Consider the following 18,846-nt stretch of genomic DNA (forward strand, 5'->3'; position numbering starts at 1 on the left):
CAAGAGATGACTGACGGCATTCTGATCGGCCTGACGACGGCCGGCTGTACCCTTTGCTTCCTGTTGGGAGTTCCCATTTTCCTGGTCATTGGCCTGTGGGTGGTCGGCACCAGCCTGATCATTGACTTCACTCTGGCCAATATCGGCGTCACCCTGTTCCAGGGCCTGAGCTTCTTTGGCCTGCTGGCCTTGCCACTCTTCATTCTCACCGGAGACCTGATCAACGCCGCCGGAATTGCCAAGCGCTTGTCAGACTTTGCCTACTCAATTACCGGCTGGCTACGTGGAGGCATGGGCATGGCCTCTCTCGGTGCCTGTGGCCTGTTCGCTGCCATCTCCGGCTCCAATGCGGGGACAACAGCAACCATCGGCTCGATCATGCAGCCCGAAATGATCAAGAATGGCTATGATGAGCGTTTCGCTGCCGCCACCGCCGCTTCTGGCGGTACCGTTGGCATCATCATCCCTCCCAGCATCATCTTCATTGTCTATGGCTTCATGATGAACCTGTCGATCAGTGATCTGTTCATTGCCGGCATGATCCCTGGTGCGATGATGGTGCTGGGTATGATGCTGGCCTGCCACCTGGTATCCCGACGACACGGCTGGGGAACCCTGATACCTTTCCGAGCGGGTACCAGCGCGCGCTTTGCCCGCCGTGCCTACCTGGGATTCGCGACCATTGGTGTGGTGCTGTATGGCATCTACTCGGGAATGTTCTCCCCTACCGAAGCTGCCGCCATCACCGTGGGCTTCACCCTGATCGCCGGCCTGGCCATTACCCGAGAGATCCGTCTTACTGCCCTGCCCAGCATCATGCTGCGTTCCGGCCAGATTGCCGGCATGCTGGCGCCCTTGATCGCCATCTCCGTGGTCATGCAGCAGTTGCTGTCCGTGCTGGGTGCCGGCCAGTTGCTGGAGGATCTGCTCACTGGCCTGGGCAACCGCTACTTGATCCTTGCCGCCTGCATGCTGATCATCCTGCTTGCCGGCATGATTCTGGAGAGCTTGCCCGTCACCATTATTCTGGCGCCGATCCTGGCTCCCATCGCCCAGAATGTCGGTATCGACCCGATTCACTTCGCCGTGATCTTCCTGGTCGGAGCGGCCATCGGCTTCATCACGCCGCCATTCGGCCTCAACCTGTATGTGGCCAGCAGTATTACCGGCATTCCTTATCTACGCCTGGTCAAGTTTGTCATCCCCTACTTCCTCGCCCTGATGGCATGCTGGATCACCATCTCACTGTGGCCGGAGCTGTCCTTGTTCCTGGTGGCATCTCCCTGAGCGGGAGTTGTCACCCGGCATGCCATTTACCGCGTTATCATAGGCATCTGTGCAGCCAATCTTCTATCTGAGGAAGCGCTGAATAAATCTGCAGTGCTTCACGACGAGCAAGGACCGCCCATGCCCACCGACAGCCCCAGCCGCAACACCACCAACTCCACCCTGCAACGCGGCCTGATGCTGCTGGAAGCCATCGCCACCACTCCCCATGGTCTCAGTGCAGCGGACCTGGAGCGTCGTTTCGATATTCCCAAGCCAACCCTGCATCGCCTGCTCAAGCAACTGGAAGAACAGGCACTGGTGGTAAAGGATGTGGAAGGTCGTCACCTGCTACCTGGTGAGCGACTGCACAGAATGGCCATGGGGGTGCTGGCCAATGAAAGCCTCAAGGCACCCTGCCGCATGCAACTCAAGCGCCTTGCCGATGAGGTCGGGGAGACCTGCAACCTGACCCTGTTGCACGGTCATGAAGTGTTGTACTACGAAAGGGTCGAGACCAACTGGCCGGTGCGTATCCAGCTCCCCCCCGGGTCATTGCTGCCCTTGCATTGCACCGCCAGCGGCAAGCTGTTCCTGGCCCTGATGCCGCCAGCACAGCGCAGAAGCCTGTTCAAGCATCTTACGCTGGAGGACTATACGCCCTATACCGCCACCGACATCCAGGAACTTGAGCTGCGCCTGGAGCGCATTGCTGAGGATGAACTCAGCATCGACGATGAGGAGTTCATCCAGGGCATGGTTGCCGTGGCCGTCCCGGTCTACGACCAGGCGGGACGCATCCAGGCGGCATTGGCCATTCATGCCCCACGCCTGCGCCACAGCATTGACAGTCTCAAGGAATGGGTACCGCTGATGCGGCGCATTGCAGGTAACCTGCAAGACACGCTATGGAGTGATAGCTAGTTATTTCGCCCAACCGCCATGACAACTCAGCTTGATGACGGATATGCGCTGAAGTCAGAGCAGCCAGAACCAGGGTGCCAACATGAGTTGTTGGTAGGTCCTGAACCCGCCCCGAATTCAGTGACGCTGGTCGACTCGCCCTTGTCGACCATACCCCCTTACCAATGCCTCTCTTTCTGTGCCTGACGCATTGCTACAAAAGCATGCATCAGGCCCTTTAAGCATGATGGCTGATCCTACCCAATGCTCTGTCGCCAACACATATCAATACAACATTTCTGTCGACTGTGCTGTAAGGATGCATCTTGACTTGGCGTCTAAACAACATGACGCCAAGGAATATGAACTCTTTTTCAGCGTCTTTTCGACATTTCGGCATGTAAAGCATTACTACAAGAGTGTATTTCAGGACCATAACCATGAGTGATATAGAAAACGATACGGAAGTCTCGCCTAGCATTTCAATGCACAAGCTAGGGTTTTACATCTCACTGTATGGTGTCGCTATCACGCTATTATGGATTGGAGTCTTCAAGTTTCACCCGGATGAGGCACATGCTATCAGGGGCATCATCAGCTCTTCTCCTCTGATTTCCTGGCTGTACGGTTTCCTTGATATCCATCAGGCATCCGTTCTGATTGGCAGTGTTGAGATCGTCGCCGGCATTCTTCTGGCCTTGTACCCAATTTCACCCAAAGCCTCTCTGGCGGGAGGCATCATTGCCTCTGCCGTCTTTCTGACAACGATTACCTTTCTTCTGAGCGCACCAGGAGTCCTGCACATCAGCAGTAGCAGCGGCAATATATTGCCTTTCCCGTCCCTGCTTGGCAGCTTCCTGTTCAAGGATATCGTGCTGCTCGGCGCAGCCCTGTGCGTAGTGGCCGATAGTGCGGTACAGATCATTGAAAAAAATTCAGAAAATTTTGAGTTCAACCTGTAAGGAATACTTGGGTACATCAACCAAGTACCATGCCACACCATATCGGCTGGCTGGAATTCGTGAAACCGTGCTCTGGCACATGAAGCATCTAGCATGAATGACCTGGAGAACCAGGTACCATATTGAAAAAAGGATTCAGATAATGAAGAAATCTCTTATTGCAACTGCTCTCGTTTCCCTTCTGGCAACTGGTGGTGCCTTTGCCATGGACTCAGCAGCACTCCAGGAAGCTCAAGCAACACTGAGCGAGACCCAAGACACATCCAATATGTCTGCTGAAGACCGTTTGACCTCCCTGGAAAATCAGGTTGCAGCGATCAAGATGCTGCTTCTGGAAGCCATCTCAGACAATTAAGTCTGTCGGTTTTTCTGTAGAAAGCGAACTACGAACATCATCAGGCCACCCTCTCTTCCGGTGGCCTGATGTCTTTCATGAATATCAACAAACCTTTCTTCACACGTTCCTTCAGCTCGTCCCTTCAACGCTCGCAGGATGTCATTGGTTATCGACAACATGAACGAGTGGCAATTCCTCATATTCAAGCCCATGGGCGAAGCCACTCAGGTTTCGAGTTGCTCCACCTCATGTAACAATGCAGCAATCAGGCGGCGCTCACTCTGGCTCTTCATGCAAACCAGCGTTTCAACCATCTGAACCTCGGCATCATCGATGGAAAGAATGCGAATCCCTTCATGACGCGGAGCTTCTGCACCCGATACCACGCCAACACCAAGCCCTGCACCAACCAACTCCATGACGGCCTCGCGACCTTCTGCCTCGAAGGCAACTTGAGGCGTCACCCCCGCACGGTGCAACTCCTGCTCGATCAACTGACGTGTCATTGAGCCTCGCTCCCGAAGTACCAATGACACATTGCCGAGCTCTTCGAGAGTGACACTATCGCGCTGCCCCCAAGGGTGCTGCAACGCGACAAAAGCCACCAGCGGGCTGCTGCTCAACTTCATGGTCAACAGATCGGCTGCTGCCGGCTCACGCCCAACAATGGCGAAGTCAGCCTGATGACGCTCAAGACGTGCCAGGGCTTCATCGGTATTACCAGTGATCAGACGGATCTGGATATCGGGATAGCGTGCTTGAAAGGCCGACATCAACGGCAAGGCATGTACCGGAGAGTCCACCGCCAGTGTCAGACTACCCGTGCGCAGTTCTCGTGAGTGGACAAGCAGATCTTCCGCTTCGTCGGCAGCGTCAAACAATCGCTGGGTCACCGCCAGTAGCTGCTGGCCAATATCAGTGAGGCGAACTTCACGCTTGGTGCGATGAAACAGGCGTACCCCGTAATGTTCTTCCAGCTTGCGCAATTGGTCGGAGACCGCTGGCTGGCTAAGGTGCAAGCGCTGTGCGGCTCGCGTAAAGCTGCCATATACCGCAACACCATGAAAGGCACGCAGTTGGGAATATGAAATTGCCATACCCAGTTATAACCTTGGCTTATTTTTAAAATACTATAAATCGATTTTATAGATATTTCGCTACCTGCTTTGATGATCAGGGACATTTCAGTGGAACCCATCCTCGGAATGACGCCATCGATCACTCTGCCAGGAGAGCATCATGAACCAGATGAAGACAGTGCCAACACTCAACAACGACATGGTACTGACCAATGGTGACAGATATTTACTTACCCCCGGCCCACTGACCACATCCATCCGAACCCGACAAGCCATGCTGCGTGACTGGGGTTCCTGGGACTGCGACTTCAACACGATTACCCACGATATACGCAGACAGCTGCTGGACATGGCCGATGCCGATGACACCGAATATGTTTGCGTCCCCATGCAGGGCAGCGGCACTTTTTCTGTCGAGGCAGCCCTGTCCAGTGCCACTGCACGATCTGGAAAAACGCTGATGCTGATGAACGGCGCCTACGGCAAGCGCGCTGCCACCATCATGCAGTATCTCGGGCGCGAGATCGTCACCATTGATATGGGCGACTACCTGCCCCCGTCTCCCGAAGAAGTCGCCAGCACACTGGATGCCGATCTCGATATCACGTCGGTATTCGTTGTCCATTGTGAAACCAGCTCCGGGATTCTCAATCCACTGCGGCAGATAGCGGAAGTGGTCAAGTCACGTCAGCGTGTACTGATTGTTGATGCCATGAGTTCGTTTGGCGCGGTGCCGCTGAGCGTCAAGGAGATACCCTGTGATGTAATCGTATCTTCGGCGAACAAGTGCATCGAGGGCGTGCCCGGCTTCGGATTCGTGATCATTCGCCGTGAACTGCTCGACACGGCCCGGGGAGCTTCACACTCCTTGAGTCTCGATCTTCACGAGCAGTGGCAATACATGGAACGCACCGGGCAATGGCGCTTCACTCCGCCGACCCATACCGTCGTCGCTTTTTACGAAGCACTCCTGCAGCATCGAGAAGAAGGTGGCGTTGCAGGACGCCAGGCACGCTATACGCGCAACAGAGATGTACTAGTATCCGGCATGCGCGCCCTGGGGTTCAAGACTCTGCTGGAAGACAAGTGGTTATCACCGATCATCACCACCTTTCTGTCGCCCAAACATCCGAACTTCGCTTTCAAGGCCTTCTATGACGCACTGAAGCAATGTGGCTTCATTATCTATCCAGGCAAGTTGACCGAAGCGGAGAGCTTCCGCATCGGTTGCATTGGTCACATCGATGACAGCGTGATCCACCAGCTACTCGACCATGTCGAGGAAAGTCTCACCACCATGGGCGTCAATTCCTGCGAGCCCTGACTACCTACCGCACCTGTTCAGATCTCAACGACAACGACAACGACAACGACCAGATCAGTGCGAGGATCACGATGAACAATGACAAAGCATCAAAGCCGCTCGCAGGATTCTCTGGCGGCATCCAACGGCTGCGCATGCAGGTATTCGCCATTACCTGGCTGGCCTATGCCGCCTTCTACTTCACGCGAAAATCCTTTTCCGTCGCCAAGCTCGGCTTCGAAGATGACCCATCCTTCATCATCGACAAGGCCACGATGGCACAGATGGATGCCCTATATCTCGCCGCCTATGCCATTGGTCAGTTTGCCTGGGGGGTTGCAGCAGATCGATTCGGTCCGCGCGTAGTGGTATTCGGGGGCCTGATCATCTCGGCATTGGCTGCCATCATGATGGGAACCATGGCTACCCTGCCGATATTTGCCTCCTGCATGGTGATACAGGGACTGGCGCAATCCACTGGCTGGTCAGGGCTATGCAAGAACCTCAGCAGCTTCTTCACGACACAGGAACGTGGACGAGTACTGGGTCTGTGGAGCTCCTGCTATGCCTTTGGCGGATTGGTCGCCTCACCTTTTGCTGGCTGGTGGGCCTACCATATCTTTGGCAGTTGGCGGTTCGCCTTCTTCTCTTCTGCCATCGTGGTACTTGGTGTCGCCCTTCTGTTCCTGCTGTTGCAGCGAAACAGGCCGCAGGATGCCGGATACCCGGCACTGGTCGATGAAAACCGCCCTGCAGGTGCCTCGACACGCAACTCTGTAGCCGGCAATGGATGGCTGTCCAGCCTGAAGGAAGTCATGCAGAGTCGTACCATTCTGGTTCTCGGCCTTTGCTATTTCCTGCTCAAGCCTGCTCGCTATGCCCTGTTGTTCTGGGGGCCGCTCATGGTTTACGAGCGCATGCCTCAAATCGGCAAGATGGCCGCGGTCATCATCCCGACCTCTTTCGAAGTCGCCGGCCTGTTTGGTCCGATTCTGGTTGGATTCGTATCCGACAAACTGTTTAGGGCCAAGCGTTTTCCTGCCTGTGCATTAAGCCTCATTCTGCTGGCCATCATGTTGATGCTGTTTGTTCCCGCCATGAACAGCGGCAACGTCATCCTGGTAGTCACCATTCTCTTTGTCATCGGACTCACGCTTTATGGCCCGGATTCGATGATCAGTGGTGCAGCAGCAGTGGATTTTGGTGGTCGCAGTGCCGCAACAGCTTCTGGCTTTGTCAATGGTTGTGGCTCTGTCGGTGCCATCCTGGGCGGCATTCTGCCCGGCTTCTTCGATTCACAAAGCGTCTTCATGTTCTTCACGGCAATGGCCCTGGTAGCGATGTTGCTTACCGCCAGCCGCTGGAACCTTCGCCCAACCCCACTACCGGCATAACGTCCCGTCATTACCCTTCAACAGACCGCTGATACTTTCAGCTGATATATCCGGCCACAGAGCCAAGGAGATTCACAACATGCAATACTCACGTCCACAGAGCATCCAGGCTGTCATCTTCGATTGGGCAGGTACCATGGTCGATTTTGGCTCATTCGCTCCCACCCAGATCTTCGTCGAGGCATTTGCCGAATTCGGTGTCGACATCAGCCTGGAAGAAGCTCGCGGCCCCATGGGCATGGGCAAGTGGGATCATATTCGTACCCTGTGCAATGATGCCGACATTGCGGAGCGATACCGTGAGTCCAAGGGCCACTTGCCCAACGATGATGATGTGACAGCCATCTACCAGCGCTTCATGCCGCTACAAGTGGCAAAGGTCGCCGAGTATTCAGATGTCATCCCTGGCACCCTCGACACCCTTGCCGCACTACGCAACCGAGGCATCAAGATTGGTTCCTGCTCCGGTTACCCGGCAGAAGTGATGGCCAAGGTGGTGGAGCTGGCTCGCGAAAACGGACTCAAGGTCGACCACGTGGTAGCCACGGATGACGTGCCCAATGGCCGTCCTCATCCGGCTCAGTCCCTGGCCAATGTCATCGCCCTGGGGATCAGCGATGTTGCAGCCTGCGTCAAGGTGGATGACACGGCCCCTGGATTGCTGGAAGGTCGGGCAGCAGGAATGTGGACGGTGGCTCTGACCTGTTCGGGCAATACCATGGGGCTGGACTACCATGCCTTCGAGCAGTTGTCAGAGGAAGAATTGACGGTACGGCGCGATCACGTCAGAGAGCAATTGGCGCCGGCAGGAGCCCATTACTTCATTGACACCATCGCCGACCTGCCAGAGGTGATCGAAGATATCCAGGCTCGCCTGGCTCGCGGGGAGACTCCCCAAGGTGCTTGAGTACGCTGAAGACAACAGCGGCGGCCGCGCCGTCGCTGTTGTTCCTTACTCCTGCTTCATGCTGCGATCGTCAGACATTGAGGGACACGTCTTACCAAAGGTACGGCTATACCGGAGGCACTACCACAACCGGAACACTGGCACGCTTGATCACCCCTTTGGTGACCTTGCCTGCATAGGAAGCGGTGAAGCCGCGCTTGTTGGTGGCCATGACAATCATGTCGCAGTCATGCCGTGTGGCATAGCGAATGATCTCCGCAGCGGGGTAACCTTCGACGACCACCCGGGCCTTGATGATCTCCCGCGAGGGCGTCTTTCCCAGCGGACTCTCCCAGAAGTCATCGAGAAAGGTTTCCAGGCGGTCACGGGCCTGATCGAGGCGCTGCTCCATCAGCGCCTCCAGCGTCTTGCGCTGACGGATGTTGGCCTTGAGCGTCGTCATCACATCATCGGACAGCGCCTTCACGGCATGCAGCACATGCAGCTCGGCACCCGTGGCCTGGGCCAGGCACAGGGAATGCGCCAGCACCTGATGGCAGTCATCCCGCAGGCCGAGACAACACAGCAATCGACGAATGGAGGTAGGCATGGCGTGGCTCCTCTCTATTGTGGGTCCCTTTCCAGGCTGCTCAATACCCCATCAGGCGCGGCAACCACAGCGAGATTTCCGGGAAATATGCAATCAGGAACAAGGCAAATACTGAGCCTGCCGCAAAGGGCAATGCCTTCAGCGAGATCTCCTCGATGGAGGAACCACCAATCCCCGAAGCCACGAACAGGTTTTCACCCAACGGTGGCGTCTGGAAACCAATGGCCAGGGCACAGACCACAACAATGCCCACATGCACTGGATCCATGCCCAGCATGTACATGATCGGCAGCAGTACCGGCGTCAGGATCATGATCGCTGCCAGAGTCTCCATGAACATGCCAACGAACAGCAGAAAGGCAATGACCATGGCCCAGATCAGATAGACGTTATCCGTCATGTTGAGCATGCTTTCGGCAATGATCGCAGGTACTCGGTGTTCCACCAGCAACCGCCCGAACACCGTGGCCGTGAACAGAATCAACAGCACCCTGCCGGTAATCCAGGTCGTGGTCTCCAGCGTCTTCAATGCGGGTTTCCACTTGAGCTCGCGGTGCAGGAAGATGCCAACGATCAACGTATAGGCAATCGCCACAATCGCGGATTCCGTCGGAGTAAACAGGCCGCTGTAGATGCCACCGAGAATGATCACCGGCGCTAGAATCGACCAGATGCCACGCCTCAGGCTGCCGAAAATGGTCTCGGCCGACCAGCGATCACTGAGCCCGCGGTAACCGCGGCGCTTGGAGATGACGTAATTGACGCTCAACAGACAGGCGGCGATGACCATGCCCGGGACGATTCCGGCGATGAACAGCTTGGGAATCGACAGGGTCTGAAAGGTCCCGTGTTCAGCAATCGCTTCTGCAGGTGGCTGCAGCCCCATGCCGGAAATGCCGAAGATGACCATGGGAATGGAGGGCGGAATGACGACCCCCAGCCCACCGGAAGACGCCGTGATGGCTGAACCGTAGCTCTTCTCGTAACCACGATTGGCCATGGCAGGAATCATCAGCATGCCTACAGCAGCCGTCGTGGCCGGTCCCGATCCGGAAATGGCGCCGAAGAACATGCAGGCAAAGACGGTAGCAGCCGCCAACCCACCCGTGACCGGGCCTGCGAAAGCCTCGGCAATGTCCACCAGGCGCTTGGATATCCCGGCCGCTTCCATCAGGGCTCCAGCCAGAATAAATGCCGGCAGCGCCATCAATGGAAAAGAACCTACCGAAGTGAATGCAATCTGGACAAAGGACATGGGATTGGCATCCAGGGCCAGATAGGTCGCTAATGCCGCCACGCCCAAGGACACCGTGATGGGCGCCCCCAGCACCAGAAGCAGGAAAAATACGCCGAACAGGATATAGATGATACTGGCATCCATGGTCAGTCCCCCTCCTTCCCGCCGACAGCGGCTGCCTTGGCTTCTTCGATGGCTTCGGCATCGGGGTCTTCAAGTTCTCGATGCTTGATGAAACGCAGATAGTTGTTCTGCAGGATACGAAGGGTCATGGCCACGAAGGCGATGGGCAGGATGACGTAGAAGACTTTCATCGGCAGCCCCAGGGTCTGGGATTTCCAGAAGGCATTCATCTTGTTGAAGACGAAGTCGTAGCTCATCCAGATGAAGACCAGGTTGAAGACGATCCAGATCAGATCCGTCAGCAGGCCACAGGCCGTTTCCACCCAGCGGGGGAAAAAGCGGAATTGAAAGGTTACCCGGTTATGGGCCGATTTCTTGGCCGCATAGACCGCCCCCAGATAGGCGAACCATATGAAGGCATAGGTAGCCAGTTCATCGCCCCAGGGCAGTGAGTAATGGAACAGGTTGCGCAGCATGATCTGCGCGAACAGCAGCAGTACGAAGGTCACCAGCAGCAGCTGGCACAATATATTCTCGAGATTGTCGAGCAGCTTCCAGACAAGCTTCATGATGGAGGTTCCCCCTGAGAAACATCAATCACCACCGCCCCTTCACAGGACGGCGGTGCCTACTGCTGTATTCAGGGTGCTGGCTCACGCCCCAGCGCCGTCAGGGCTTCATCAAGCTTTTCCTTGCCTCCGATGCTGTCATAGAACTGTGGCCAGATACTGGTCGCCTGATCGACCCAGGCTTTCTCATCATCGGCTGGCTCGGTGATTTCCATGCCGTGTTCATCGACGAGGCTCTTCTTGATCTCGTCTTCCTTGGCCAGCAGGTATTCATAGCTGTGCTCAGTGGCTTCCTTACCGGCCTCCAACACTGCCTGCTGCTGCGATTCATCAAGGCTCTGGAACATTCCTTCACCGATGATCAGCGGTTCCATGGAGAACACATAGCAACTGTCAGTGACGTATTTCTGTACCTCATAGAATTTCATCGCATTGATGGTGATGTACGGATTGTCCTGACCGTCGACAACACCCTGTTGCAGGGCCGTGAAGGTTTCTGACCAGGCCAGTGGGTTGGGATTGACGCCCCAGGCCTGATAGGCCGCAATCATGATCTCGTTCTTCGGTACCCGGATGCTCATCCCTTTCAGGTCCTCGGGATTTGCCACCGGACGCTCAGAGTTGGTCAGACGACGGCAACCAGAGTAGGCCCAACCCAGAATCCGGACTCCTGCATCACGGATGGTGTTATCGACCATTTCCTGGCCAACGTCTCCATGCGTCAGCGTCTTGGCATCCTCTGGACTACGGATGACGTATGGCAGGGTCATGACACCGACAGTGGGTGAAAACGGGGTAATGTTGTTGATCGCCAGCACGGATAGATCGAGCAATCCCATGCTGGCATTGTTCACGGTGTCCTGTTCACTGCCCAGTTGGCCATTAGGAAACAGGTCTACCTTGATCTCGCCGTCGGTCTTCTCCTCGATCAACTTGGCGAAGGTCGTGCCCAATTCATATTGAGTGCCACCAGCAGCATCGCCCAGTGCCATCTTCCAGGTCGCGGCACTCGCCTGGGCACTCAAGGCAAGCAATGCCAGAGCCATGGCACCACCCATGATGGTTCGTGGAAACCGCTGACTGCGACTACGGTTCAATGTGGCCCTCGACCCGGTTGGATCGGCATCGATCTGAACCGAGACCGTGGTTTGCACCGGGGGCTTGGCTTGCGCCGAGACCTTGGATTGCGCCAGGACCTGAGTGTGCATAGTGACCTCCCATCGTTGTTGAGCCGCCAGACGGCGACGGTCTTGTATTGGGACATCATCCACTTTCCTCCGTGGACCGATCCCCCGATAGAACCAGTGGCTGATCAACGATTGGGCCAGAATGCATGTCAGACTCGACAATAGCGCCGAGCTGTAACAAGGTGGGGATTTCCGAAACAGCTCAATAAGGAAAGTGCTGATTTATTCAGCACTTCCCCATGAACAATGGAAATTACAACATCATATGAGCGCCCTTCTGTTTCAACTCGACGCTTCACTACCGCAAAGCCTGCAGAGCCAATTGCGTGAGCAGATTGCCCATGCGATTCTCGAAGGGCACTTACCGGTGGATGAAGCCCTGCCTTCCAGCCGCAAGCTGGCCAAGGAGCTGGGCGTCGCTCGCAATACCGTGATGCTGGCCTATGAACAGTTGCTGGATGATGGCTACCTCATCGCCCGAGAGCGCAGCGGCTATTTCGTCAATCCCGACATTCTTGGCGGTAGAGTCGAGGCGGTGGCCCAGCCTGCTCCTGTCGAAGACCAGCTACCCTGGAACACGCTGCTGACAATGGCCCCTTCACAGCAGCGCAGCATTACCAAACCACGCGACTGGCTGCAGTACGACTACCCCTTTCTCTATGGCCAGATCGACCCCGCACTCTTCCCGACCCAGCACTGGCGCGAATGCAGCCGAGACTCCGTGAGCGTACCGGCCATCCGCCACTGGTCGGCGGATCACCTCAGTGAGGACGATCCTCTGTTGATCGAGCAGATCCACCAACGCCTGCTGCCCAGGCGCGGCGTATGGGCACGTCCAGAGGAAATTCTGATTACCGTGGGTGCCCAGCAGGCCCTGTGGATCACCGCCATGCTGGTGCTCGGCCCCGGGCGCCGCTTCGCTATGGAAAACCCCGGCTATGTGGACATGGCCAACATCGCCCGTACCTTTACCGACCAGGTGGTGGCCATGGACGTCGACGATCAGGGGATGGTGCCAGACGAACGCCTGAACGGGTGTCACCTGGCCTATGTCACGCCGAGTCACCAGTCGCCTACCGGGGTCACCATGCCCATGGAACGTCGACGCCTGCTGCTGGAAAGCGCCAAGCGCCATAATCTGCTGGTCATCGAAGATGACTACGAGAGCGAAACCAACTTCGTTGACAACCCGACGCCGGCGCTGAAGAGCCTCGACGAAGAAGGCAGGGTCATTTATGTCGGCAGCCTGTCCAAGACCCTGGCTCCGGGTCTCCGGTTGGGTTACATGGTGGCACCGCCGGCATTCATTCAGGAAGCCAGGGCACTACGCCGATTGATGCTGCGCCACCCCGCCACCAACAACCAGCGTTCCATTGCCCTGTTCCTTGATCGCGGCTATCACGATGCCCTGCTACGCCAGCTCCGTCAGACCTACCAGCGGCGCTGGCTGCTCATGCGTGAAGCCCTCGACAAGCATCTGCCCGAGTTGAACACCCGCTCTACCTTCGGTGGTTCAAGCTTCTGGCTGGAAGGCCCGTCGCAACTGGACGCTGCACGCCTGTGCCAGTTGGCCCGGGAGCACGATATCCTGATCGAATGCGGCGACTTGCACTACCTGTACGGGCAGCACCGCAATGTGCTGCGCATGGGCTTTTCCGCCATCGACGATGCCCGTATCGAGCCGGGCATAGAGCGTCTGGCAACCTTACTGCCCCAAGCCATGGCCGCGGGCTGATCAGGCGATCAACGCTCCAGCACCTGCCCGCCCAACGCTTCCAGACATCGAACCAGACCGGCGAAGCGCTCTCCGCCGCGACCGATGCAGACCAATACCGAACGTGACACCGCTGTTGCCTGAGGGCGCCAGACCAGGCGCCCTCCACTCAGTTGCAGGCTGCGCCAACATTCCGTTTTTATCTGGCCCGCACCGCGACAGCGGATAAATCCCTTGGCACGCAACAGCACGTCACCGTGTTCGTGCAACAGCGACTCGACAGCCGAAGCATCAATGACCTTGGTGAAGCTCACCGAATCATGGGCCAGTCCATGAGGTCCGGCAGAGATAACGGACACCGCATCAGGGATTTTCCCTGGCCGCCGCGGCGTAAAAGCAGGGGCATCGGCGGCCATGACACGGCTCCCCATCTCCAGCGCACGGTTCTCCTCCGACGCCAGCGTCGGGGAAGGCAGAATCTCCAGGCGGGCATCGAGGGCCTGTTCTCCTAGCCAGCACAGTAGCGCTTCCCGTGAGCGGCTCTCTGCTGGCAGACGGTTGACCAGTAGGCGCTGTGCTGCAGCCAACTGGGTCTGCCACAAGTTCCCGACCAAGGCATCCGCGGCAAGGCGCATTGCCTGACTGGCATCCACCAGCACCACGACCTCTTCAAGCCGCAGACCTGGTGCCAGGCGAGCTATGTCGGCAATACGAGCGGGATCCGCCACACCGCTGGCTTCGATGATGATCTCGGCCGGGCGTTCCTTGATGCGCAGTGCCTGGGACAGCTGCTCGGCCAGGGTTCCGCCGAGCGAGCAACACAGACAGCCGTTGCTCAATGCCACCACGCGGTCGTCCCGATACTCGATCGATGCCACATCGACATTCACGGCGCCCACATCATTGACCAGAATGAGCGCGTCTCCGACATCACCTGCCGCGATACGAGCATTGAGCCAGCTCGTCTTGCCTGCGCCCAGAAATCCAGCAATCACGGTGAGCGGTATCTGTTGCTCATGAGACCTCATGCACCCGGCCTCCCAGCATGGTGGCATGTACCTTGATCTGGCCGAGATGCCTCGGATCGACAGATAACGGATCCTCATCGAGAATCGCCAGGTCGGCGAACTTGCCCACTTCAAGGCTGCCGACACGATCATCCAGCCCCAGCGTGAAGGCTGCCCCCAGGGTGATCATCTCCAGCGCCTCGGCCACGCTGACGGCCTCATGCTGTCCCAGTTGACGGCCACTGGCGGTCTGGCGGTTGACGGCACACCAGGCCGTGAACAACGGGCCCAGAGGCGTGACCGGTGCATCACAATGAATGGCCACAGGAATGCCCAGGCGACGTGCCGATGCCAAGGGTTCCAGTCGCTGGCAGCGCGATGGCCCCAAGGTGCACTGATAGTGGATATCGCCCCAGTAATAAATGTGGTTGGCAAACATGTTGAGACACAGGCCAAGCCGCTGCGCCTTTTTCATCTGCGCGTGGTCGATGACCTGGCAATGCTGCAAGGTATGCCGGTGATCTGCGCGAGGCCACAGGGTCAGCGCCTGCTCGATGGCTTCCAGCATCAATGCCACCGCCTCATCCCCATTGGTATGGATATGCAGTTGCAACCCGGCCTGGTGGTAGGCCTGGACCAGTTCCATCAGTGTTTCCGGTGCCGCATTCCATAGACCATTGGCGTGACCGTCATGGTAGTGCGGCCACTTCAGGCGTGCGGTATAGCCTTGGATCGAGCCGTCGGTCATCAGCTTGGCCGGGCCGAAATACAGGCGTTCATGGTTATGCGCCATAGCCGCCTGCAGGCGCGAGATACCTTCCTCGGCGGACCAGCCCAGCACGCCCATGGCGGGCACCAGACGTACCGGGTAATCCCGCGACCGCGTGACCTCGATCATGGCTTCGATGGCGGCATCGGTCATGGGGTTGTACAGATCGGTGATCGTGGTCACCCCTGCCGCTGCCGCGATATTTCCGTAGCGCTGCAATACCTGTGGTGAAGCCACCGCTTCAAACAGGTTCTCACCTAACGCATCGAAGACCACAAACATCGCCGCCATTTCCTGCAATTCGCCATTGGCAGCGCCATGCGCATCGCACATCACCCCTTCGACCTTGGGTCCGGCCAGAATGCCTGCCTGTTCGAGCATGACGGTGTTGACGGTCATCACATGCAGGCTGGCATGCAGGATCACGACAGGGCGATCGCTGACTGCCGCATCAAGCTCGCTACGCGTCAAGCGTTCTCCAGGGAAGTACACCGGATCGAATCCCCAGGCCACCAGGGGTTCTCCAGGAGCAAGATACGCCGCCTGCTCGCGCAGACGCTCCTGCATCGCTTCGACGCTGGTGATACCTGGCCAATCCTTGCCATCAGGTCCGCGGCGGGTGAAATATCCCAGATAAAGGTAATCCCACATGGCCCCTTCCAGGGCGTGGCTATGTCCTTCTACAAAGCCAGGCAGGATGATTCTGTCGGCAAAGCGCTGGTCGACGACAGCATCGGCAGGCATCGCATCCATGCCTCCCACCGCCAGAATCCGGTCGCCATCGACAGCGATATGGGTTGCCTCGGGTTGGGACGGATCCATGGTCAGGATGCGACGCGCAGGGTAGACAGTCACTGTCATCAGGACACCACTCCTTTATTGGGGGATGTGTTGGCGGCCACGCCATATCCGTTTGGCCTGTCGGCGACCTTGCCCGCATTGACTGCCTTGAAGGTCATCGCGCCACGCCGCTCCCAGTACCGCATCAGTGGCAGGCAGGCCAGCATCACGATGGCGGTGCCACCAAAGATGGCCAGATAGGCGCCTCCGCTCAGGGAAGGCACGATCGGAGCAAATATCATCAGCAGATGAAAATTGACCACGATGATCGCCAGGTTGAAGAACGCCAGTTCCTTGGGCACCGAGGTGGAAAAGTCGGCATCCATCATGCGCAGCAACAGCAAGCCCGTACCGGTGGAACCACAGCAGCAACCAAAGGACGTCAGCGCCCTTTCCGGCCCCAGCCGACCGCTCATGCGTCCGATGAACAGGCAACTGAGCAAGGTAGCCAGGGTCACGGCAACGGCCACCAGCAATACCGGGGTCAGCAGCGCATAGAGCACCGAGAACTGAATGCTCATCAGCGTCCCCACCACCATGAAATCCACGGAAGTTCCGGTGATACGCTTGAAGGTCTCGTCGTCGATACGATGGCCCAGGCCAAGTTGATCAATGACCTTGCGCATCACCACACAGACACCAAGCCCATGCAGGAAGAACAGGTTATGGCTGAACAGCACCCCCAGGTTGATCCCCATCGGGGCAGCGTCACCGATCACGCCCTGCATGAAGGTCAGCCACAGGTGCGTGATGACATAAGCGACAGCCAACAACCCCAGGTGATAGGCCAGAGAGTCCAGATTGGCCGGGTGCGAGACCATGCGCCCCATGCTGGGCGCGGATGAATGCGTCTCCTCCCCTTGCTCGGGAGCAGGAAAGAAGCCCTGGCGGAAGCTGGCATCCAGACGCGAAGCCCGGTTGGCATTGAGCCCCTTGTTGAGATAGCGGCGTGCCAGCGGTACGCCAACCACAAAGGCCATCAGGAAACCCAGGGAGGCATAGATCAGGCCGACTTGCGCCGCATTCGCCACGCCATAGGTGTCTTCCCAGATATTGCCGAAGGTCAGGGCCTGCCCAGGCCCTTGGGTAAAGCCATGCGTCACGATGGCACCCAGCCAGGCGCTGACATCCGAGCCAGTCACCGCGTCATAGACAGAGACAAGTACATAACCGATGACCCCTTGCATGCCCAGGCTGACACTCCAGGCCAGGGTCAGCCACATGCCACCCCGCACAACACTGCCCCCCTGCAGCCCACCATGCCGCCGGGTACCAATCAGACACAGCGACATGAAGCTCAGTGTGAAGAAATGAAAGGTCAGGGTGGTGAAATCTCCCGGGGAATAACCGGGCAGCAGACCGAGACTCAGCAGCACGAAACCCAGTGCTCCACCCACGATGCTGGCCGGAACCAGAGAAGCGCGCAGCCAGGGAACACGGCTACGCAACAGGCTGCCCAACAGCAGCATGAAAGCGAGAAGCGCGAAGGCTATCACGCCATGAAAGGTATCTTGCATAACGGCCTCACCTGATACGGGAAAGGCAAGCTCACTCAGTGCACGCAGGCAATACAGGAACCGACCTTACCCTTCATTGTCGTTGTCGTTGGCGTTCGGTAGTTGTTGAGATAGTTGTCGAGAAGGAGAGAAATGCTCGACCCTCGTTCAGGCTAGGCGGGCAAATGTTGCATGTATAATATCATTTATATATTCATTGATGCCCAGGAGGCATCATCATGCGTATCGAAATTCGCCACCTTCGTTCCCTGATAGCGGTTGCCGACTGCTTGCACTTCCGTCGTGCCGCGGAACAGCTCAACGTCGCCCAGCCGGCACTGAGCCGTACCATTGCTCAGTTGGAAGACGCGGTAGGAGAAACCCTGTTTCGACGCAACAATCGACAGGTGGAGCTCACGGAACCCGGGCGCGTGCTGGTCGAGGAAAGCCAACAGATCCTGCGCCAGCTTGAGCAAGCCGTGACCAGGACCCAGCGCGCAGGACGAGGGGAAATAGGACGCTTGGCCATCGGTTATACCGACTTCGCCATTTCCGGAAAGTTACCCACTATCCTGGATGAGTTCCGCCATCAACATCCCGACCTGAATTTCGATCTGGCGTTCGGATCCACGGCCCAGCAGCTGGAAGCACTGCAACAGAAGCGCCTGGATTTCGGGTTCATCACCGGCCCTAACCTGACTCCGGGCCTGGTTTCTCGTCCTATCCAGCGTGATCGCTTCATTGCTGCCGTCAGCGAGACTCACCCTCTGGCCCAGCGCGATAGTATTGACTTGCGGGAGTTGGCTCGTGAGCCGTTCATCCTCGGCTCCCGGGAGATGTGGTTTCACTTCCGCAAGCGGGTGGACGATATCTGTGCCAAGGCAGGGTTCGTGCCACAAGTCGCCCAGGAGACCTTCAACAGCGAAACGGTCTTCGCTTTCGTCGCCTGCAATTTCGGCGTTACCGTGCATCTGGAATGTGCGCGCAACTATGTCAGGAAAGGCGTCCGGATGGTGCCGCTCAGTGATGTGGACGAAAGCCTGGTGACAGAAGTCGCCTGGCGCAAGGAAGGCATCACGCCGGCCCAGCAGACCTTCCTCGATCATCTCGAGCAGAGCGCTTGACGCTCACTCCGAGTATCTGGCCGCGCGGAGTCTCGGCCCT

General features: G+C 57.4%; 17 protein-coding genes. 9 read left to right on the forward strand and 8 right to left on the reverse strand.

All coding sequences use genetic code 11. The features are described from left to right. The first annotated feature begins 6 nt into the window (after positions 1-6). The 4 genes from Q1K07_RS05770 (at position 7) to Q1K07_RS05785 (ending at position 3,486) form a co-directional block, all read left to right on the forward strand. Positions 7-1,287, forward strand: coding sequence for a TRAP transporter large permease (locus Q1K07_RS05770; RefSeq protein ID WP_300309154.1), 1,281 nt, complete (start codon positions 7-9; stop codon positions 1,285-1,287). A gap of 120 nt (positions 1,288-1,407) precedes the next feature. Then, a complete protein-coding gene (locus tag Q1K07_RS05775; RefSeq protein WP_300309155.1) occupies positions 1,408-2,190 on the forward strand; it encodes an IclR family transcriptional regulator in 783 nt (260 codons plus the stop codon). Positions 2,191-2,609: 419 nt separating this feature from the next. Further along, on the forward strand, positions 2,610-3,131 hold the full coding sequence (locus Q1K07_RS05780) for a DUF417 family protein (RefSeq protein ID WP_300309156.1): 522 nt from the start codon (positions 2,610-2,612) through the stop codon (positions 3,129-3,131). 142 nt (positions 3,132-3,273) lie between these two features. Beyond that, on the forward strand, positions 3,274-3,486 hold the full coding sequence (locus Q1K07_RS05785) for a hypothetical protein (RefSeq protein ID WP_300309157.1): 213 nt from the start codon (positions 3,274-3,276) through the stop codon (positions 3,484-3,486). A gap of 206 nt (positions 3,487-3,692) precedes the next feature. Here the strand turns inward: Q1K07_RS05785 and Q1K07_RS05790 are convergent, their stop codons facing one another. Further along, the gene (locus tag Q1K07_RS05790) at positions 3,693-4,565 is read right to left on the reverse strand and encodes a LysR substrate-binding domain-containing protein (protein ID WP_300309158.1); all 873 of its coding nucleotides are present in this window, start codon (positions 4,563-4,565) and stop codon (positions 3,693-3,695) included. Positions 4,566-4,707: 142 nt separating this feature from the next. On the opposite strand from Q1K07_RS05790, the gene Q1K07_RS05795 reads away from it, so the two are divergent. The 3 genes from Q1K07_RS05795 (at position 4,708) to phnX (ending at position 8,151) form a co-directional block, all read left to right on the forward strand. Then, positions 4,708-5,871, forward strand: coding sequence for a 2-aminoethylphosphonate--pyruvate transaminase (locus Q1K07_RS05795; RefSeq protein ID WP_366945028.1), 1,164 nt, complete (start codon positions 4,708-4,710; stop codon positions 5,869-5,871). 71 nt (positions 5,872-5,942) lie between these two features. Next, positions 5,943-7,244, forward strand: a complete 1,302-nt coding sequence (locus Q1K07_RS05800; RefSeq protein WP_300309159.1) for an MFS transporter — start codon at positions 5,943-5,945, stop codon at positions 7,242-7,244. A gap of 79 nt (positions 7,245-7,323) precedes the next feature. Further along, the gene (phnX, locus tag Q1K07_RS05805; protein WP_300309160.1) at positions 7,324-8,151 is read left to right on the forward strand and encodes a phosphonoacetaldehyde hydrolase; all 828 of its coding nucleotides are present in this window, start codon (positions 7,324-7,326) and stop codon (positions 8,149-8,151) included. 106 nt (positions 8,152-8,257) lie between these two features. Here the strand turns inward: phnX and Q1K07_RS05810 are convergent, their stop codons facing one another. The 4 genes from Q1K07_RS05810 to Q1K07_RS05825 all read right to left on the reverse strand — a co-directional run bounded on the left by Q1K07_RS05810 (position 8,258) and on the right by Q1K07_RS05825 (position 11,877). Further along, complete coding sequence (locus Q1K07_RS05810; protein WP_300309161.1) at positions 8,258-8,740, reverse strand: universal stress protein; 483 nt, start codon at positions 8,738-8,740, stop codon at positions 8,258-8,260. A 40-nt stretch (positions 8,741-8,780) separates the two neighbouring features. Continuing rightward, on the reverse strand, positions 8,781-10,121 hold the full coding sequence (locus tag Q1K07_RS05815; RefSeq protein ID WP_300309162.1) for a TRAP transporter large permease: 1,341 nt from the start codon (positions 10,119-10,121) through the stop codon (positions 8,781-8,783). 2 nt (positions 10,122-10,123) lie between these two features. Next, positions 10,124-10,669 carry a TRAP transporter small permease gene (locus tag Q1K07_RS05820; RefSeq protein WP_300309163.1) on the reverse strand — a complete coding sequence of 182 codons (546 nt, stop codon included), beginning with the start codon at positions 10,667-10,669 and terminating at the stop codon, positions 10,124-10,126. A 71-nt stretch (positions 10,670-10,740) separates the two neighbouring features. Continuing rightward, complete coding sequence (locus Q1K07_RS05825) at positions 10,741-11,877, reverse strand: TRAP transporter substrate-binding protein (protein WP_300309164.1); 1,137 nt, start codon at positions 11,875-11,877, stop codon at positions 10,741-10,743. 244 nt (positions 11,878-12,121) lie between these two features. Between Q1K07_RS05825 and Q1K07_RS05830 the strand changes: the two genes are divergently transcribed. After that, a complete protein-coding gene (locus tag Q1K07_RS05830) occupies positions 12,122-13,591 on the forward strand; it encodes a PLP-dependent aminotransferase family protein (RefSeq protein WP_300309165.1) in 1,470 nt (489 codons plus the stop codon). Between the two features lie 8 nt (positions 13,592-13,599). On the opposite strand, the gene Q1K07_RS05835 is transcribed toward Q1K07_RS05830, so the two are convergent. From Q1K07_RS05835 to Q1K07_RS05845, 3 genes are read right to left on the reverse strand one after another with little or no spacing between them, the layout of a single operon-like run. Then, complete coding sequence (locus tag Q1K07_RS05835; protein WP_300309166.1) at positions 13,600-14,598, reverse strand: GTP-binding protein; 999 nt, start codon at positions 14,596-14,598, stop codon at positions 13,600-13,602. Further along, the gene (locus Q1K07_RS05840) at positions 14,585-16,207 is read right to left on the reverse strand and encodes an amidohydrolase (protein ID WP_300309167.1); all 1,623 of its coding nucleotides are present in this window, start codon (positions 16,205-16,207) and stop codon (positions 14,585-14,587) included. Before Q1K07_RS05840 ends, Q1K07_RS05835 begins: the two co-directional genes overlap by 14 nt. Beyond that, on the reverse strand, positions 16,207-17,703 hold the full coding sequence (locus tag Q1K07_RS05845; protein ID WP_300309168.1) for a sodium/glutamate symporter: 1,497 nt from the start codon (positions 17,701-17,703) through the stop codon (positions 16,207-16,209). The genes Q1K07_RS05840 and Q1K07_RS05845 overlap by 1 nt, the downstream gene beginning before the upstream one ends. A 218-nt stretch (positions 17,704-17,921) precedes the next feature. Between Q1K07_RS05845 and Q1K07_RS05850 the strand changes: the two genes are divergently transcribed. Continuing rightward, positions 17,922-18,806 carry a LysR substrate-binding domain-containing protein gene (locus Q1K07_RS05850; protein ID WP_300309169.1) on the forward strand — a complete coding sequence of 295 codons (885 nt, stop codon included), beginning with the start codon at positions 17,922-17,924 and terminating at the stop codon, positions 18,804-18,806. The last annotated feature ends 40 nt before the right edge of the window (positions 18,807-18,846 follow it).

The sequence above is a fragment of the Halomonas sp. genome (genome assembly GCF_029263665.1).
Lineage (GTDB): Bacteria > Pseudomonadota > Gammaproteobacteria > Pseudomonadales > Halomonadaceae > Halomonas.

Excerpts from the sequence above, each read along its gene's own strand:
- Q1K07_RS05785 (WP_300309157.1), top strand. The coding sequence starts at position 3,274 with ATGAAGAAATCTCTTATTGCAACTGCTCTCGTTTCCCTTCTGGCAACT.
- Q1K07_RS05835 (WP_300309166.1), bottom strand. The coding sequence starts at position 14,598 with ATGAGGTCTCATGAGCAACAGATACCGCTCACCGTGATTGCTGGATTT.
- Q1K07_RS05775 (WP_300309155.1), top strand. The coding sequence starts at position 1,408 with ATGCCCACCGACAGCCCCAGCCGCAACACCACCAACTCCACCCTGCAA.
- Q1K07_RS05825 (WP_300309164.1), bottom strand. The coding sequence starts at position 11,877 with ATGCACACTCAGGTCCTGGCGCAATCCAAGGTCTCGGCGCAAGCCAAG.
- Q1K07_RS05820 (WP_300309163.1), bottom strand. The coding sequence starts at position 10,669 with ATGAAGCTTGTCTGGAAGCTGCTCGACAATCTCGAGAATATATTGTGC.
- phnX (WP_300309160.1), top strand. The coding sequence starts at position 7,324 with ATGCAATACTCACGTCCACAGAGCATCCAGGCTGTCATCTTCGATTGG.
- Q1K07_RS05800 (WP_300309159.1), top strand. The coding sequence starts at position 5,943 with ATGAACAATGACAAAGCATCAAAGCCGCTCGCAGGATTCTCTGGCGGC.
- Q1K07_RS05830 (WP_300309165.1), top strand. The coding sequence starts at position 12,122 with ATGAGCGCCCTTCTGTTTCAACTCGACGCTTCACTACCGCAAAGCCTG.
- Q1K07_RS05790 (WP_300309158.1), bottom strand. The coding sequence starts at position 4,565 with ATGGCAATTTCATATTCCCAACTGCGTGCCTTTCATGGTGTTGCGGTA.
- Q1K07_RS05840 (WP_300309167.1), bottom strand. The coding sequence starts at position 16,207 with ATGACAGTGACTGTCTACCCTGCGCGTCGCATCCTGACCATGGATCCG.
- Q1K07_RS05770 (WP_300309154.1), top strand. The coding sequence starts at position 7 with ATGACTGACGGCATTCTGATCGGCCTGACGACGGCCGGCTGTACCCTT.
- Q1K07_RS05780 (WP_300309156.1), top strand. The coding sequence starts at position 2,610 with ATGAGTGATATAGAAAACGATACGGAAGTCTCGCCTAGCATTTCAATG.
- Q1K07_RS05845 (WP_300309168.1), bottom strand. The coding sequence starts at position 17,703 with ATGCAAGATACCTTTCATGGCGTGATAGCCTTCGCGCTTCTCGCTTTC.
- Q1K07_RS05815 (WP_300309162.1), bottom strand. The coding sequence starts at position 10,121 with ATGGATGCCAGTATCATCTATATCCTGTTCGGCGTATTTTTCCTGCTT.
- Q1K07_RS05795 (WP_366945028.1), top strand. The coding sequence starts at position 4,708 with ATGAACCAGATGAAGACAGTGCCAACACTCAACAACGACATGGTACTG.
- Q1K07_RS05810 (WP_300309161.1), bottom strand. The coding sequence starts at position 8,740 with ATGCCTACCTCCATTCGTCGATTGCTGTGTTGTCTCGGCCTGCGGGAT.
- Q1K07_RS05850 (WP_300309169.1), top strand. The coding sequence starts at position 17,922 with ATGCGTATCGAAATTCGCCACCTTCGTTCCCTGATAGCGGTTGCCGAC.